At 58.4% G+C, this 14,148-nt stretch carries 13 protein-coding genes and 1 pseudogene; 6 read left to right on the top strand and 8 right to left on the bottom strand.

Annotated elements, in window-relative coordinates; all coding sequences use genetic code 11:
- Positions 1-65 precede the first annotated feature (65 nt).
- A pseudogene (locus ACZ9BX_RS16000) lies at positions 66-245 on the bottom strand (hypothetical protein); the annotation flags it as partial.
- 236 nt (positions 246-481) lie between these two features.
- On the opposite strand from ACZ9BX_RS16000, the gene ACZ9BX_RS16005 reads away from it, so the two are divergent.
- Positions 482-2,368: an MFS transporter gene (locus ACZ9BX_RS16005; RefSeq protein WP_476218847.1), complete on the top strand. Its 1,887-nt coding sequence runs from the start codon at positions 482-484 to the stop codon at positions 2,366-2,368.
- Positions 2,369-2,423: 55 nt separating this feature from the next.
- On the opposite strand, the gene ACZ9BX_RS16010 is transcribed toward ACZ9BX_RS16005, so the two are convergent.
- The 6 genes from ACZ9BX_RS16010 to ACZ9BX_RS16035 form a co-directional block, all read right to left on the bottom strand.
- Positions 2,424-2,621: a hypothetical protein gene (locus tag ACZ9BX_RS16010; protein WP_476218848.1), complete on the bottom strand. Its 198-nt coding sequence runs from the start codon at positions 2,619-2,621 to the stop codon at positions 2,424-2,426.
- Positions 2,622-2,730: 109 nt separating this feature from the next.
- Complete coding sequence (locus tag ACZ9BX_RS16015) at positions 2,731-3,489, bottom strand: phosphatase PAP2 family protein (protein ID WP_476218849.1); 759 nt, start codon at positions 3,487-3,489, stop codon at positions 2,731-2,733.
- A gap of 111 nt (positions 3,490-3,600) precedes the next feature.
- Positions 3,601-4,713: a 3-isopropylmalate dehydrogenase gene (leuB, locus tag ACZ9BX_RS16020; RefSeq protein ID WP_476218850.1), complete on the bottom strand. Its 1,113-nt coding sequence runs from the start codon at positions 4,711-4,713 to the stop codon at positions 3,601-3,603.
- Positions 4,714-4,901: 188 nt separating this feature from the next.
- Positions 4,902-5,510 carry a 3-isopropylmalate dehydratase small subunit gene (gene leuD / locus ACZ9BX_RS16025; protein ID WP_476218851.1) on the bottom strand — a complete coding sequence of 203 codons (609 nt, stop codon included), beginning with the start codon at positions 5,508-5,510 and terminating at the stop codon, positions 4,902-4,904.
- A gap of 136 nt (positions 5,511-5,646) precedes the next feature.
- Positions 5,647-6,066, bottom strand: coding sequence for a VOC family protein (locus tag ACZ9BX_RS16030; RefSeq protein ID WP_476218852.1), 420 nt, complete (start codon positions 6,064-6,066; stop codon positions 5,647-5,649).
- 128 nt (positions 6,067-6,194) lie between these two features.
- Positions 6,195-6,425, bottom strand: a complete 231-nt coding sequence (locus tag ACZ9BX_RS16035) for a hypothetical protein (protein WP_476218853.1) — start codon at positions 6,423-6,425, stop codon at positions 6,195-6,197.
- Between the two features lie 111 nt (positions 6,426-6,536).
- Here ACZ9BX_RS16035 and ACZ9BX_RS16040 point away from each other — a divergent pair, with 111 nt between their 5' ends.
- On the top strand, positions 6,537-7,460 hold the full coding sequence (locus ACZ9BX_RS16040) for an HpcH/HpaI aldolase/citrate lyase family protein (RefSeq protein ID WP_476218854.1): 924 nt from the start codon (positions 6,537-6,539) through the stop codon (positions 7,458-7,460).
- Complete coding sequence (locus ACZ9BX_RS16045) at positions 7,457-7,663, top strand: DUF1737 domain-containing protein (RefSeq protein ID WP_132562084.1); 207 nt, start codon at positions 7,457-7,459, stop codon at positions 7,661-7,663. The genes ACZ9BX_RS16040 and ACZ9BX_RS16045 overlap by 4 nt, the downstream gene beginning before the upstream one ends.
- Before the next feature lies 1 nt (position 7,664).
- Here ACZ9BX_RS16045 and ACZ9BX_RS16050 read toward each other — a convergent pair whose 3' ends face one another.
- Positions 7,665-8,102 (bottom strand): metallopeptidase family protein, encoded by a 438-nt coding sequence (locus tag ACZ9BX_RS16050; RefSeq protein ID WP_476218855.1) that lies wholly within the window; start codon positions 8,100-8,102, stop codon positions 7,665-7,667.
- A gap of 164 nt (positions 8,103-8,266) precedes the next feature.
- Here ACZ9BX_RS16050 and ACZ9BX_RS16055 point away from each other — a divergent pair, with 164 nt between their 5' ends.
- The 3 genes from ACZ9BX_RS16055 to ACZ9BX_RS16065 are packed head-to-tail and all read left to right on the top strand — an operon-like array spanning position 8,267 to position 14,128.
- The gene (locus tag ACZ9BX_RS16055) at positions 8,267-9,211 is read left to right on the top strand and encodes an ImuA family protein (protein WP_476218856.1); all 945 of its coding nucleotides are present in this window, start codon (positions 8,267-8,269) and stop codon (positions 9,209-9,211) included.
- 1 nt (position 9,212) lies between these two features.
- Positions 9,213-10,670: a Y-family DNA polymerase gene (locus tag ACZ9BX_RS16060; RefSeq protein WP_476218857.1), complete on the top strand. Its 1,458-nt coding sequence runs from the start codon at positions 9,213-9,215 to the stop codon at positions 10,668-10,670.
- A complete protein-coding gene (locus tag ACZ9BX_RS16065; protein ID WP_476218858.1) occupies positions 10,667-14,128 on the top strand; it encodes an error-prone DNA polymerase in 3,462 nt (1,153 codons plus the stop codon). Before ACZ9BX_RS16060 ends, ACZ9BX_RS16065 begins: the two co-directional genes overlap by 4 nt.
- Positions 14,129-14,148: the final 20 nt, after the last annotated feature.

Raw genomic sequence — 14,148 nt, forward strand, 5'->3', positions numbered from 1 at the left:
AGCGCGAAATGATCGCGGCTTCCTGTCCCCAGCCGGGCCGGGGAGAGAGCGGCAGGCCAGAGACGTCAGACGGTTTTCGTCGTCGTTTTGGCCCTGGTTTTGGAAGAAACCGGAACGGCAATATCCATCCCGGCACTTGGTGCCTGGTCACTGCATGCAGCAATGGCGTGTTCGTCGCGAACCATGGATATTCCTTTTCCGCCGTTGCTCATAAAAGGTTTTCCACAGGAGTCAAGGTTTTTGCGGCGTTGTCAGCCATGCGGCCGTGAGACGGGCGAGATTTGCTAGCCACCGATGCGTACGCTCAGATGCCTGCGACAATCTGCGCATTCGCGTTAGACTAAAGTCATAATCCCAAAGCCTCTCTCTTTCTCCGAATTCTTTTCTGTCACACTCCAGTCAGGCGAGTCGCGTCCAGGGGATACTTTGAGGAGAGTTTGGGACGCGCCTCGTTTGCTCATCACTCTGTGGAGGACAGACAATGGCAAATGTCACAAGTTTCGAGGGCTCGAAAGCCCGCCCAATGACGAGCGAGGAGAAGAAGGTTATCTTCGCTTCGTCGCTCGGTACCGTTTTCGAGTGGTATGATTTCTATCTTTACGGTTCACTCGCCACCTATATCGGTGCTACCTTTTTCAGCCAGTACCCGGAAACAACACGAAACATTTTCGCCCTGCTCGCCTTTGCAGCGGGCTTCCTGGTGCGGCCCTTCGGCGCATTGGTCTTCGGCCGCCTCGGCGATCTGGTCGGCCGCAAATATACCTTCCTGATCACGATCCTGATCATGGGTCTGTCGACCTTCCTCGTCGGTATTCTTCCAGGGGCGGCATCGATCGGTATCGCGGCCCCCATCATCCTGGTCGGCCTTCGCCTGCTGCAGGGTCTGGCGCTCGGCGGTGAATATGGCGGTGCGGCGACCTATGTCGCCGAGCATGCGCCACATGGCCGACGTGGCTATTTCACCTCGTGGATCCAGACGACGGCAACACTCGGACTTTTCCTTTCGCTCTTGGTCATCCTTCTCGTGCAGTTCTGGCTCGGCAGCACTGCGTTTGCCGCCTGGGGCTGGCGAATTCCTTTCCTCGTCTCCGTCGTTCTCCTCGGTGTATCCGTCTGGATTCGTCTGAAGATGAACGAGTCACCGGCGTTCCAGAAGATGAAGGCCGAGGGCAAAGGATCGAAGGCGCCGCTGACAGAAGCCTTTGGTCAATGGAAGAACGCCAAGGTCGCGTTGCTTGCGCTTCTCGGTGCCGTCATGGGCCAGGCCGTTGTCTGGTACTGCGGTCAGTTCTATGCGCTGTTCTTCTTGCAGAACATCCTGAAGGTTGACGGACAGTCGGCGAACCTGATGGTCGCCGCGTCGCTGCTGCTCGGCACCGGCTTCTTCGTCTTCTTCGGTTGGCTCTCCGACAAGATCGGCCGCAAGCCGATCATCATGGCCGGCCTTCTGCTCGCCATGGTGACCTACTTCCCGCTGTTCAAGGCCATGACCAACTTCGCCAATCCCGCACTTGCCGAGTCACAGGCAACGGTCCGGGCGACAGTCACCGCGGCACCGGGCGATTGCAAGTTCCAGTTCAATCCGACGGGAACCGCGAAGTTCACCACTTCGTGTGATATCGCCACCGCGTTCCTGACAAAGAATTCGGTGCCTTATGATGTCGTCGCAGGTCCTGCTGGTTCGGCGGCCACGGTGAAGATCGGCAACGAGACGATCACCGGCTATGACGCGGCTGCCGCCGGCGATAAGGCAAAATCGTTCAATGCCGCCTTTGAAAAGGGCGTCAACATTGGTCTTCAGAATGCAGGCTATCCGCTGGTTCGGGCGGCCGCCAAGGTGCCGGACGCCAAGCTCGACGCCTTCATCGCTGCCAATCCAGAACTCAACCTGAATGCGGAAGCGATCCGTGCCGGCGAAAAAGCCACCATGCCGGCCGACCAGCTCATTGCGGGCAAGCTGCTCACGGCGGACGAAGCTACCGGCGTCACCGACATGGCGGTCTATACAATCGCCAAAGGTGGAGCGTTCACGATGGTCGCCGATCCGGCAAGGGTCAACTGGGTGGGTGTCATCGCCGTCCTGACGGTCCTCGTCATCTATGTAACGATGGTCTATGGGCCGATCGCTGCCCTGCTGGTCGAGCTCTTCCCGACCCGTATCCGCTATACCGGCATGTCGTTGCCCTATCACATCGGCAACGGCTGGTTCGGCGGCCTGCTTCCGGCAACCGCCTTCGCGATGAGCGCTTTCGCGGGCGACATCTACTACGGCCTCTGGTACCCGATCGTCTTTGCGGGCATCACCTTAGTCATCGGTATGCTCTTCCTACCGGAAACCAAGGACCGCGATATCCACGCGATGGATTGAGATAGATCGTCAAGCAGGAAAAACGAAACCCGGCGCCTCAACAGCGCCGGGTTTTTTATGCCTGGAGAAGCCGCTTCGGCCACCGTCCGGATCCGTCTTGAAGAGCAGTCCGTAGTGCGAATAGACGATCGCGATCATCAGCGAGAACCGGCGGAATGCCGCCCGAGCCGACTGGCCCATCCAGGAGGAGAAGCGAAATGATGACGGCGTTGATGGTGATGAAAAGACAGGTCTGCCAGCGCAATTGCGGCATTCCGCTCCCGCCTCGCCGCCAGCGTTGTCCAAAAAATCATCCGTTCGAAAAGTGTTTGGAACGGCGCGACGCCAGCAGAAGGCAGTGACAATTTTCTACGAGCAGATGCTCAGATAAGCCTGCTGAGCCGCGGCACAGGCCGGCCTTCGCGGCTGATGGCAAAAACCAGACCGAAGCGGGCAAAAAGGATTGAGAGAGCAAATGCGAGCCAGGCACCGAGTGCCAGGCCTGCTACGACATCGCTCGGATAGTGGACGCCGATGATGATGCGGGTTGCACCGAGCCAGAGCCCGATACCGATGAAAATGAGCCTGACGTGCGGAAAAAGGAGGATGAGTGCCACAAAGAGCGCGCCGATATTGGCCGCATGACCTGAGGGAAAGCTCTGATGCAGGAAATCCATGGTCAAGGGCGAGAAACTGAAAATGCCCTCCTGCTCATAGATAAGCGGCCGCGCCCGTCCGATCAGGAATTTCAAAGTGTTCGCGCAGATGCTGGCCAGGATCACCGAGAGACCGACATAGGCTGTCATCTGGACGAAATAGACCATGCGGAATTTGCGGCGGACCTTCCAAAGCCGCCTTCGAACAGCGTAACCGGTGGCAAGAATGGTGCAAAGGCCGGCAAGGATCCATGCAAGGCGGCCGATATCCGTTACGTTGCCTGCGATCGTTACTAAAGGAGGCGAAAGGCTTTCCGCCGCCTGTCCAAGCGGTCTGTCGAAGACAAAAAATGCAATGGCGACCACATTGATTGCGGAAAGCGTGAATGCCTTCCAGCGAACTCTGCGATGGACCGTGCGCCGGGCGTCGTAGCGTGTGCCCAGATAAGATCGGCAGCCTCGTTTGTGATCGTCGGTATTGCTCATGCCATCCCTTCGTCGTTTCCATGGGACATAGGAACCGGAGCAGATGCGTTCAATAAAAAGCCCTCCATACTGATCGGTACGGAGGGCCGAGAAGCGTTTTCACGTGAGATATCAGGCAGAAAGCATCTTGAACTCGGCAAGGATCGCCTCGCCCATCTCAACAGTTCCAACCTTCTTTGCGCCTTCGGCCATGATGTCGGCCGTGCGGATACCCTTGTTGAGAACGTTGGCGATTGCCTTCTCAAGATTGTCGGCTTCCTTCACGAGGTTGAAGGAATAACGCAGGCACATGGCGAAGGAGGCGATCATGGCGATCGGGTTGGCGATGCCCTTACCGGCGATGTCGGGAGCCGAGCCGTGGACGGGCTCGTAGAGCGCTTTTCGTTTACCTGTCTTGCCATCCGGCGCGCCGAGAGAAGCGGACGGCAGCATGCCAAGCGAGCCGGTCAGCATCGCCGCGACATCGGAAAGCATGTCGCCGAAAAGGTTATCGGTGACGATGACGTCGAACTGTTTCGGCTGGCGTACCAGCTGCATGCCGCCGGCATCGGCCAGCATATGCTCGAGCTGGACGTCGGAGTATTTCGCCTTGTGCGTCTCGGTAACGACCTGATTCCAGAGCACGCCCGACTTCATGACATTGCGCTTTTCCATGGAGCAGACGCGATTCTGGCGGGTCCGCGCCATTTCGAAGGCGACGCCGGCGATGCGTTCGATTTCGTAAGTGTCGTAGACCTGCGTATCGATGCCACGCTTCTGGCCGTTGCCGAGATCGATGATCTCCTTCGGTTCGCCAAAATAGACCCCGCCCGTCAGCTCGCGGATGATGAGAATGTCGAGTCCTTCGACCAGGTCCGGCTTCAGCGAAGAGGCGGAGGCAAGCGCCGGATAGCAGATTGCCGGGCGCAGGTTTGCAAAGAGTTCCAAGTCCTTGCGCAAGCGCAGAAGGCCTGCTTCCGGGCGCACTTCATAAGGCACGCTGTCCCATTTAGGGCCGCCGACGGCCCCGAAGAGAACGGCGTCTGCCGCCAGCGCTTTTTTCATGTCGTCTTCGGAGATGGCCGCGCCATGCGCATCGTAGGCACTGCCGCCGACAAGGCCTTCATCGGTAACGAAACCGGCATTCATCGCCTCGTTCATGTAAGCAATGATCTTGCGGACCTCGCCCATTGCCTCGGGACCGATGCCGTCGCCCGGCAGCAGGAAAAGATTGCGCGCTGTCATGAAACCCTCCGCGGAAAAATAAGCTGCGGCTTCTTAGACCCCGCCGGAAGCCATTTCAAGGAACAGAACGGCTGAATCGGTACGGTTTGTGGCTTCACGATAGTGACGTGTATCCCCCCTATTTTTCCAAAGCAGCAAAGAAAAAGCCGGGTGGAAGCCCGGCTTGATCGCATGCTGTGTTTGGAAGACTAAGCTGCCCAGGGGCGCGCCGCAGCATTCTTCTTCTCGAAGCTGTCGATCGCTTTGCCCTTTTCCAGCGTCAGGCCGATATCATCGAGGCCGTTCAGCAGGCAATGTCGCTTGAATTCGTCGAGGTCGAACTTGATCGAACCGCCGTCCGGGCCGGTGATTTCCAAGTTTTCGAGATCGACCGTCAGGACGGCATTGGAGCCGCGCGAAGCGTCGTCCATCAGCTTGTCGAGATCTTCCTGGCTGACCTTGATCGGCAGAATGCCGTTCTTGAAACAGTTGTTGTAGAAGATGTCCGCAAAACTTGTGGAGATAACGCAACGGATGCCGAAATCGAGAAGCGCCCACGGGGCATGCTCGCGCGAGGAGCCACAGCCGAAATTACCACCGGCAACGAGGATCTTGGCATCGCGGTATGCCGGCTTGTTCAGCACGAAATCGGCATTTTCGGAACCATCCTCGTTGTAGCGGGCTTCGGCGAAGAGGCCCTTGCCGAGACCGGTGCGCTTGATGGTCTTCAGATAGTCCTTCGGAATGATCATGTCCGTGTCAATGTTGACGACAGGCAGGGGCGCTGCAACGCCGGTGAGCTTCACGAATTTATCCATGACCTAGGCTCCAAATTCAGCGGATGTACTTTCGTTGATCAGCATCTAGTCCAGTTTCCCGCCGAAATGAAGGAGAATCTTTCTGAATTGGCGGCCACGCGGCGTTTCGCGCGGCCTGTCCATCGTGCATGTCCCGCTACTTGGACGTTTCGTTCAGCCCCCAGAGCACACCGAATGGATCGCGAAGCTGACCGTAGCGGTCGCCCCAGAACATTCGTTCGACCGGCATGACGACCTCGGCGCCGACAGACACGGCGCGCTCCCACCAGGGGTCGATGTCATCGACGACCAGCTGTATCGCGAAGCCTTCATGGCCTTTGAAGGGATGGCCGTATTCAGGATAGGCATCCGACAGCATGAGAGAGCTGCCATTGATATAAAGATGCACATGCATCGTCCGGCCCTTCTCGTCGGCCGGCACGACATAGGCTTCTTCGGCGTTAAATGCCTTCTTGTAGAATTCCGCGGCCTTGAGCGCGCCGTCGACCGTCAGATAGGGCAGCAGGCCGTTTTTGACCGGGGGCATCTTGGCGGGGACGTTTTCATTGCTATCCATGTTTCTTCCTCCGTCTCTTGATTTTAAGGGTCCGGCATCACGGCCAACCGCTTCAAGGACGTAGGACTAGAACGGGAGCCGACAGCTCCATAAAGAATTTTTGTGAAGGGCTGAATGGCCGGTTGCGATCACAGATCGATGATCGTGCCGCGGCCGTCGTTCCAGATGCGCATTTCACGCTTTGCCTCAGCCTTGGCGCGGACGGGCGCGGGCTTCATCTTCATCGAAAGCGCACGGCCGACCATGAGGACGGTCAGGATACCGCCGATGGCGAGCGTCACCGAAAAGGTGAGAGCAGCGAGCGCCACGAATAAAGTGATCCCTGACAGCATGAGGAAGATGGAACGTATATTCTGCATGAGTTTAGACCTTTCTACGAAAGGAATGTGGTCCTTGTTTTTCTTCTCTGCAAGTCAAGCATGGCTTTTTGTTGTCTTGCCACTCTTCACAAAGCTTGGCACACATTCGTGATGAGCCAGAATTCGCCCGTCCGTTCCTTCAGTCTGCACCGTTCAGTGCTGAGCGTTCCCGCGATCAATCTCCGCGCGCTCGAAAAGACCCGTGCGCTCGATTGCGACGCCATCATTTTCGATCTCGAAGATTCAGTGGCGTTCGAGAAGAAGGAAGAAGCGCGTGAACACCTGAAAACTTTCTTTTCGGGAAAACCGCTCGAGAACAAGGAAAAGATCATCCGCATCAATGCGCTCTCGTCGAGTTTCGGCCATGCCGATATGGAACTGGTGCAGGCTCTCCGGCCGGATGCGGTGCTTTTACCGAAGGTGGACGAACCGCAGGACGTCATGGCGGTGAGCGACCTTCTTGCCGACGCCGATGCGCCGGAGACCTTGCGTATCTGGGCGATGATCGAGACGCCGCGCGGCATCCTGAACGCTGCCGCAATCGCAGAAGCCGGCCGCACTTTGGGCTCGAGGCTCGATTGCTTCGTTATCGGACTGAACGATTTGCGCAAGGAGACCGGCGTTCTGCCGCAACCGGGCCGAACCTATCTCGTACCGTGGCTGATGCAGGTCATACTCGCCGTGCGGGCCTATGGTCTCGATGCGATCGACAGCGTTTTTAATGATTTCAAGGAAATGGATGCTTTCGAGGCCGAATGCGCGCATGGCCGAGCCATGGGCTTCGATGGCAAGATGCTGATCCATCCGGCGCAGATCGAGGCTGCCAACCGGCACTTCGCTCCCGACGCGGCTGCCATCGGGGAGGCGGAAGAAATCATTGCGGCTTTCGCCGATCCTTCGGCCGAAGGTCTCAACGTCATCAATGTAAACGGCCGGATGATCGAGCGGCTGCATCTTGTCCAGGCGGAAAGCCTGGTCCATAAAGCCCGCCTGATTGCCGAACGCCAGACTGCTGAACGAAAGCCTTTATCATGAAGCTCTACCGCCTTCTGACCGGCCAGGACGACGCCGCGTTCTGTCATCGCGTAACCGATGCGCTCAACAAGGGCTGGTCGCTTCACGGTGCGCCGTCGCTGACCTTCAACGCTCAGACCGGCCAGGTGATTGCCGGCCAGGCGATCGTCAAAGAGGTCGAAGGCAAGGATTATCATCCGGAAATGAAACTCTCCGAACAATAGCTCAGCGGTCGACAGCTTCCTCGACGCTGGCTTCAATCCGCTCCATGTCGTCATCGCTCAGGCCGAAATGGTGACCGATCTCATGGATGAGGACGTGGGTGATGATGTCTCCAAGCGTTTCTTCGTTTTCCGCCCAATAATCCAGAATGGGACGTCGGTAGAGGCGGATACGATTGGGCATCTCGCCGGTCTCGAGCGTGAAACGCTCGGAAATGCCCCTGCCTTCGAAGAGGCCAAGCAGATCGAACGGCGTTTCCAGCGCCATGTCCTCGAAGACGTCATCGTCCGGAAAATCTTCGATTTCGATGGTCAGATTGTCGGTGAGCGACCGGAACTCATCCGGCAAATGGCTATAGGCTTCCATCGCCAGGGACTCGAATGTGCTGAGCGTTGGAGCATGGCGGTCCCGCCAATCCTCGCTCTGGTTTATGCGGGCCATGAAAAATCCCTTCCTTTGGCGCCCATATAGAACCTTTGTGGAGGATTTTCGAGTGTGGAATCAAAGGCAGGAATAAATTCACAAGAATTGGCTGTTGACTCTTTTAGCAAGCTCTGGAATCCATAAGAACATAACAGGAACAATCTGACTTTGGAGTGAACGTCATGGCGCAGACGGCCGTGGCGCGCGAGCAGCTTTTTGCGCTCCGCGAAACCATTGCGAAACTTGAAGGCAAGCCTGCGCCGGCGCTTGCGGCGGCGGCGCAGGAGGCTTTTGCGACTGGTGACGATACCTATTCGAAATCCGCAAAAACGCCCCTGCGCCTGTCTTTCGGCATTCCAATTCTCGACGAGGCACTCGAAGGCGGTCTGCCGCTTAACGGCATTACCGAAGTTCGGTCTCTGATGCTGAGGGAGGCAGGCGGCGCCAGCGGTTTCGTGCTGGCGCTTGCGGCTTTGCTGCAGCGACAGGAGACGGCGGATGGCATGCCGGTTCTCTGGATCGGAGACAGGATATGCACGATGGAAGCAGGGCTTCCCTATGCTGTCGGCCTCAAGGATTTCGGATTGGAGCCGGAACGCTTTCTCATTGCTTCGCCACACAAGTTGGAAGAGGCGCTATGGCTTGCCGAGGCGGCTGTCGAAAGCGGCATTTTCCCCGCCACGATCCTGGAGGTGCGCGGTAATCCCGCTCATTTCGGCCTGACGGAAAGCCGGCGATTGAGCTTGCGGGCAAAGGCTTCCGGCCGTCCGCTTTTTCTGTTGCGGCAGGGCGGCGGGGAGGAGGCGAGCAGCGCCTTGTTCCGGCTCCTTGCCGAACCCGCGCCGGTCAGTGCACGGCCTCTGCCGGATGGTTCGATGTTAGGCGGCAGCCTCGGCAATCCGGTTTTTCGTCTCATCCTGGAGAAGAGCCGCAACCCGGCTCCCCTCTCCTTTCTTCTGGAATGGAATCCTTATGACCGCCGGTTTTTCCCCGTTAACCAACCAGAGCACACTCGCTTTCCAGGCGACCAATCAGCGCATTCTGTCGCTCAGCTTTCCTCATCTTCCAACCGACAGAATCGCCCGCAAGAGGTGGGGGCTGTCCTGGCGTTCGGCCGGACGCCCTGACGTGCCGCCGATCGTCTGTTCTGGACGGTTCAACAATGCCATGCGCCTGACGGCACTCGATGAGGTAGCGGAACGGATTAAACTGAAGAAAAACCAAGGGGTAGCTGAAGCGCGCGCCATATTCCCCCTTCTGGATGTCATCGAGGAAGATCCGGCCGCCGATCGCCGGCTTCTCGAAGGCATCGCTGATTGGTGCGACCGTTATACGCCGCTGGTGGCGTTCGACGGCAAGGACGGCCTGTTTCTGGATATTACAGGCTGCGCCCATCTCTTTGGCGGCGAAAGGGCTATGCTCAAGGATATCCTTTCCCGGCTCTTCCATATGGGGCTCGATGTTTGCGGCGCGATCTCTTCGTCGCCGGGCCTCTCCTGGGCCGTTTCCCGCTTCGGGAGTGGTGGCGTCATCGAAGCCGATGAGATGGAACATGTGCTGGCGCCGCTGCCGGTCGCGGCCCTTCGGCTGGAGGAAGAGACTGTCGAGGCACTGAAGAAGCTCGGGCTCAAATATATCGGCGACCTCCTGTGTGCCCCCCGCGCACCGTTGGCCCGCCGTTTCGGCGCGCAACTCCTGCATAGGCTCGATCAGGCGCTGGTAGCGGAAGAGGAGGCGGTTTCCCCGCGGCGGCCCGTTGCCAGTCTTTCCGCGGAACGACGCCTCATCGAGCCGATTGGTACGGAAGAAGATATCCTCGCCGTCACCGGCCAGATTGCCGCATCACTGAAAGCATCGCTTGAGGCACGCGGGGCCGGCGGCCGCGCGTTCGAACTCGTGCTGTTTCGCGTCGACGGCAGGGTCTTCAGGATTCCCGTCGGGGCCTCACAGCCTCTCAGGGATCCGAAGCAGATCGCTTCGCTGTTCTGCGAGCGTCTGCAGGCAATCCACGACGATCTCGATGCCGGCTACGGCTTTGAAATCCTGCGGCTGAATGTGCTGCGCCATGATCCATTCGATGCGGCACAGGGGGATTTCGAAGGCGGCCGACAGAACGAGATGTCGCTTGCGACTTTCATCGACCGAGTCTCGGCCCGCCTCGGCACGGATTGCCTACAGAGATTTCAACTGCGCGAGAGCCACGTGCCGGAACGGGCGGTGACTGCAATTCCCGCCATGGAAGGCCTTCCGGCACGCCGGAAGGCGGAGGAGGGAAATTCCTTTCCTTCACGGAGCGAGCGTCCCCTGCGGCTTTTTGCCAGGCCGGAGCGAATGGAGGCCCTGCTTGCCGAGGTGCCGGACGGCCCGCCGCAAGTCTTCCGCTGGCGGCGCATGCAGCATCGCGTGGCAACAAGCGAGGGACCGGAGCGGCTTGCCATGGAATGGTGGATCGATGGCGCGGATGCCGAGGCGCGCGATTATTTCCGCATCGAGGATGATGCCGGTCACCGTTTCTGGATCTATCGCGAAGGTTTTTACGGGCATGCACTTCCTCCACGCTGGTTCATGCATGGGATTTTCGCATGAGCACGGTGCCTGCATTTTTCGAGATCGGTGCAAGAACGAATTTTTCGTTTCTCGAAGGAGCCTCCAGCCCCGAGGAGATGGTCGTGCAGGCGGCTTGCCTGAAGCTCGGCGGACTCGGGATTGCGGACAAGAATTCAGTTGCCGGCGTCGTGCGGGCGCATGCGCAGGCGGAGGAGATCAGGAAAAAATTCGAAAGGAAGGAAGCCGGCCTTCTGGAAGGGGACGAGAAGAAGAGGAACATTCCCGATCCGATCCGCATCCAGCCAGGTGCACGTCTCGTCTTTTCGGATGGAACCCCAGATGTTCTTGCCTATCCACGGAACAGGCAGGGATGGGCGCATCTTTGCCGCCTGCTGAGCGTCGGGAACCTGAAGGACGAAGCGGAGAAGGGGACCTGCATTCTCACGGAGACGGAATTCATGGAATGGGGAGACGAGATGGTGCTCGCTCTCGTTCCCGACCGGTCCGTCCTGGACGACGCTGCCGGACGGAAGGCGCTGGAAGACCGTCTGGAGCGGTTCCGGAAGCGATTCCGCAAAGCATTCCACATAGCGCTGGTGCCGGCCTATGACGGCCGCGACAGGCAGGCCTTCGCAGTGCTTGCCATGCTCGCGGCGCGCAACCGCATTCCGCTGATCGCGACCAATCAGCCCCTTTACCATCATCCTGAGCGCCGCGCCCTCTCCGATATCGTGATCGCGATCCGGGAGCATGTGCCGATTGCCGAAGCCGGTTTCCTCCTGGCGCCGAATGCCGAGCGCTATCTCAAGGGAGCACGCGAAATGTTCCGTCTCTTCAGGGACTATCCCGATGCGATCGAAAATACGCGCACGTTCTTCGCCAGCCTCACCTTCTCGCTCAGCGAGTTGGAGCACAATTATCCGCCTGAAAACGATCCCGGCGAGACACCTTACGAAACGCTCGAACGGTTGACGCGCGCGGGAGCGCAAAAACGCTATCCGGAGGGTATCCCCGAAAAGATCGCGGCGCAGATCGACTATGAACTCAACCTCATCCGCGAGAAGAAATACGCGTCCTATTTCCTGACCGTTCACAAGATCATCCAGCATGCCCGTTGTGAGCTGAAGATTCTTTGCCAGGGTCGAGGCTCGGCTGCGAATTCGGTCATCTGCTACTGCCTCGAAATAACGGAAGTCGATCCGGCCAAGAGCACGCTTCTCTTCGACCGGTTTATCTCGATGGACCGGGACGAGCCGCCGGACATCGACGTCGATTTCGAGCATGACAGGCGCGAGGAGGTCATCCAGTTCATCTATAAAAGATACGGCATCGAGCATGCCGGGCTAACGGCGGGAGTGACTACGTATCGCACGCGCTCGGCTGGCCGCGAAGTCGCCAAGGCCTTTGGGCTTTCGGAAGATGTTCAGTCGGCGATCAGCAGTCTCGTCTGGGGCTGGTCGGAGGACAGTCTGTCGGAGCGCGACGCAAAGGCGGGCGGCCTCGACATTGGCGATCCGGTGACGAAGAACGTTCTCAGATATGCGTCCGAGCTTCTCGGGTTTCCGCGCCACCTCACCCAGCATGTCGGCGGATTTGTCATCACCCGGGACCGGCTCGACGAAGTCGTACCCATCATGAAGACGGCGATGCCGGATCGCTACATGATCGAGTGGGACAAGGACGACCTCGACAACGTCAAGATCCTCAAGGTGGACGTCCTGGCGCTCGGCATGCTGACCTGCCTGCGGAAGGCCTTTTCGCTCCTTCAGCTTCATTACGACGTGAAGAAGACCCTTGCCGATCTAGGTAACAAGGAGCACGGGGAGGAAGGCGAGCCCGTCTACGCCATGATGTGCCGGGCCGATACGCTGGGCGTCTTCCAGATCGAAAGCCGGGCGCAGATGAGCATGCTGCCGCGTCTGAAACCGACGAAATTCTACGATCTCGTCATCGAGGTGGCGATCGTGCGGCCGGGACCGATCCAAGGCGACATGGTGCATCCTTATCTGAAACGCCGAGAACAGTGGAAAAGGAACATCCCGATCGAATATCCCAACCCGGAATTGGAAGCGGTCCTTGAAAGAACGCTTGGCGTTCCCCTGTTTCAGGAGCAAGCCATGCAGATTGCGATCACCGCCGCAGGTTTTGCACCCGCAGAAGCCGACCGGCTTCGGCGGGCAATGGCGACGTTCAAGAGAACAGGAACGATCGGCAATTTCGAGAAGCGGTTCATCGATGGAATGATCGCAAAGAACTACGCCCGTGAATTCGCGCAGCAATGCTTCAACCAGATCAAGGGTTTCGGCGAGTACGGCTTTCCGGAAAGCCACGCGGCATCCTTCGCGCTGCTCGTTTACGCTTCATCCTGGATCAAGGCCTATTATCCCGATGTTTTCTGCGCGGCGATGCTGAACTCGCAGCCGATGGGGTTTTATGCGCCGGCGCAACTGGTCCGGGATGTGCGGGAGCACGGCGTGGAAATTCGTGCGGTCGATATCAACCGTTCGGATTGGGATTGCCTCTTGGAGGAAGCCCGTTTCGACAGGTCGAAAATCGATTTCCGGCACAAGGATATGTGCGAAGTCATCCGGACGAAGAGAGCGGTTCGTCTCGGTTTCCGGCAGGTGAAGGGCCTTTCCGAAGACAAGATAATGGAGAAATTGATCGTAAATCGAGGTGCCGGGTATAGATCGATCCGCGATCTATGGCTGCGCTCAGGCCTTGAGAAATCGGATATCGAACGGCTGGCAGATGCAGATGCGTTCGGTTCCATCGGCTTGTCACGGCGAGAGGCGCTCTGGGCAGCGCGGGCGCTCGACGTGAAAAGTGCGGCAGAGAAGCTGCCCTTGTTCGATCGGGTATCCCATGTCGATCTCCAAGTCGAACCGAGGATGAAACTGCCCGAAATGCTGCCGGGCGAACAGGTGGTCGAGGATTATCGCTCTCTTTCGCTGTCACTGAAGGCGCACCCTGTTTCCTTCCTGCGAGAGGACTTCCGGAGAGCTGGAATGACGCGCAATGTCGATCTTCTGACCGTGCCGAACGGAACGAAGGTGACGATTGCGGGGCTGGTGCTGGTCCGCCAGCGGCCGGGCACCGCCAAGGGGGTGGTCTTCATGACGCTGGAGGATGAAACGGGCGTTGCCAATGCCATTATCTGGAAAAAGGCTTTTGAGAAATACCGTTCGATCGTCATGGGCGCGCGTCTCGTGAAAATCCACGGCAGACTGCAAAGTCATAGCGGCGTAATTCATACGGTCGTCGAGCACATCGAAGATATGACGCCCGCTCTCGGTCTACTGCAGAAGGGGGCGCAACGTTTCGGCGCATGCGAGCGCGCCGACGAAGCAGTGCGGCCGACGGCCGATCCTCGTGGAAAAAAGATGGCGGGTATTCTCGAAAAAGCGGCCATCGAAAGGCGAATGATATCAGCAAGCGGTGAGACGAATGCCGCGGAGACCGCGCAGGTCATGCCGAAGGGACGCAATTTTCATTGATACTGGCGTCCAACGATGTC

The sequence above is a fragment of the Rhizobium sp. USDA 3886 genome (assembly GCF_056279785.1).

Excerpts from the sequence above, each read along its gene's own strand:
- ACZ9BX_RS16055 (WP_476218856.1), top strand. The coding sequence starts at position 8,267 with ATGGCGCAGACGGCCGTGGCGCGCGAGCAGCTTTTTGCGCTCCGCGAA.
- leuB (WP_476218850.1), bottom strand. The coding sequence starts at position 4,713 with ATGACAGCGCGCAATCTTTTCCTGCTGCCGGGCGACGGCATCGGTCCC.
- ACZ9BX_RS16010 (WP_476218848.1), bottom strand. The coding sequence starts at position 2,621 with ATGCCGCAATTGCGCTGGCAGACCTGTCTTTTCATCACCATCAACGCC.
- ACZ9BX_RS16015 (WP_476218849.1), bottom strand. The coding sequence starts at position 3,489 with ATGAGCAATACCGACGATCACAAACGAGGCTGCCGATCTTATCTGGGC.
- ACZ9BX_RS16065 (WP_476218858.1), top strand. The coding sequence starts at position 10,667 with ATGAGCACGGTGCCTGCATTTTTCGAGATCGGTGCAAGAACGAATTTT.
- ACZ9BX_RS16050 (WP_476218855.1), bottom strand. The coding sequence starts at position 8,102 with ATGGCCCGCATAAACCAGAGCGAGGATTGGCGGGACCGCCATGCTCCA.
- ACZ9BX_RS16030 (WP_476218852.1), bottom strand. The coding sequence starts at position 6,066 with ATGGATAGCAATGAAAACGTCCCCGCCAAGATGCCCCCGGTCAAAAAC.
- ACZ9BX_RS16005 (WP_476218847.1), top strand. The coding sequence starts at position 482 with ATGGCAAATGTCACAAGTTTCGAGGGCTCGAAAGCCCGCCCAATGACG.
- leuD (WP_476218851.1), bottom strand. The coding sequence starts at position 5,510 with ATGGATAAATTCGTGAAGCTCACCGGCGTTGCAGCGCCCCTGCCTGTC.
- ACZ9BX_RS16035 (WP_476218853.1), bottom strand. The coding sequence starts at position 6,425 with ATGCAGAATATACGTTCCATCTTCCTCATGCTGTCAGGGATCACTTTA.
- ACZ9BX_RS16040 (WP_476218854.1), top strand. The coding sequence starts at position 6,537 with ATGAGCCAGAATTCGCCCGTCCGTTCCTTCAGTCTGCACCGTTCAGTG.
- ACZ9BX_RS16045 (WP_132562084.1), top strand. The coding sequence starts at position 7,457 with ATGAAGCTCTACCGCCTTCTGACCGGCCAGGACGACGCCGCGTTCTGT.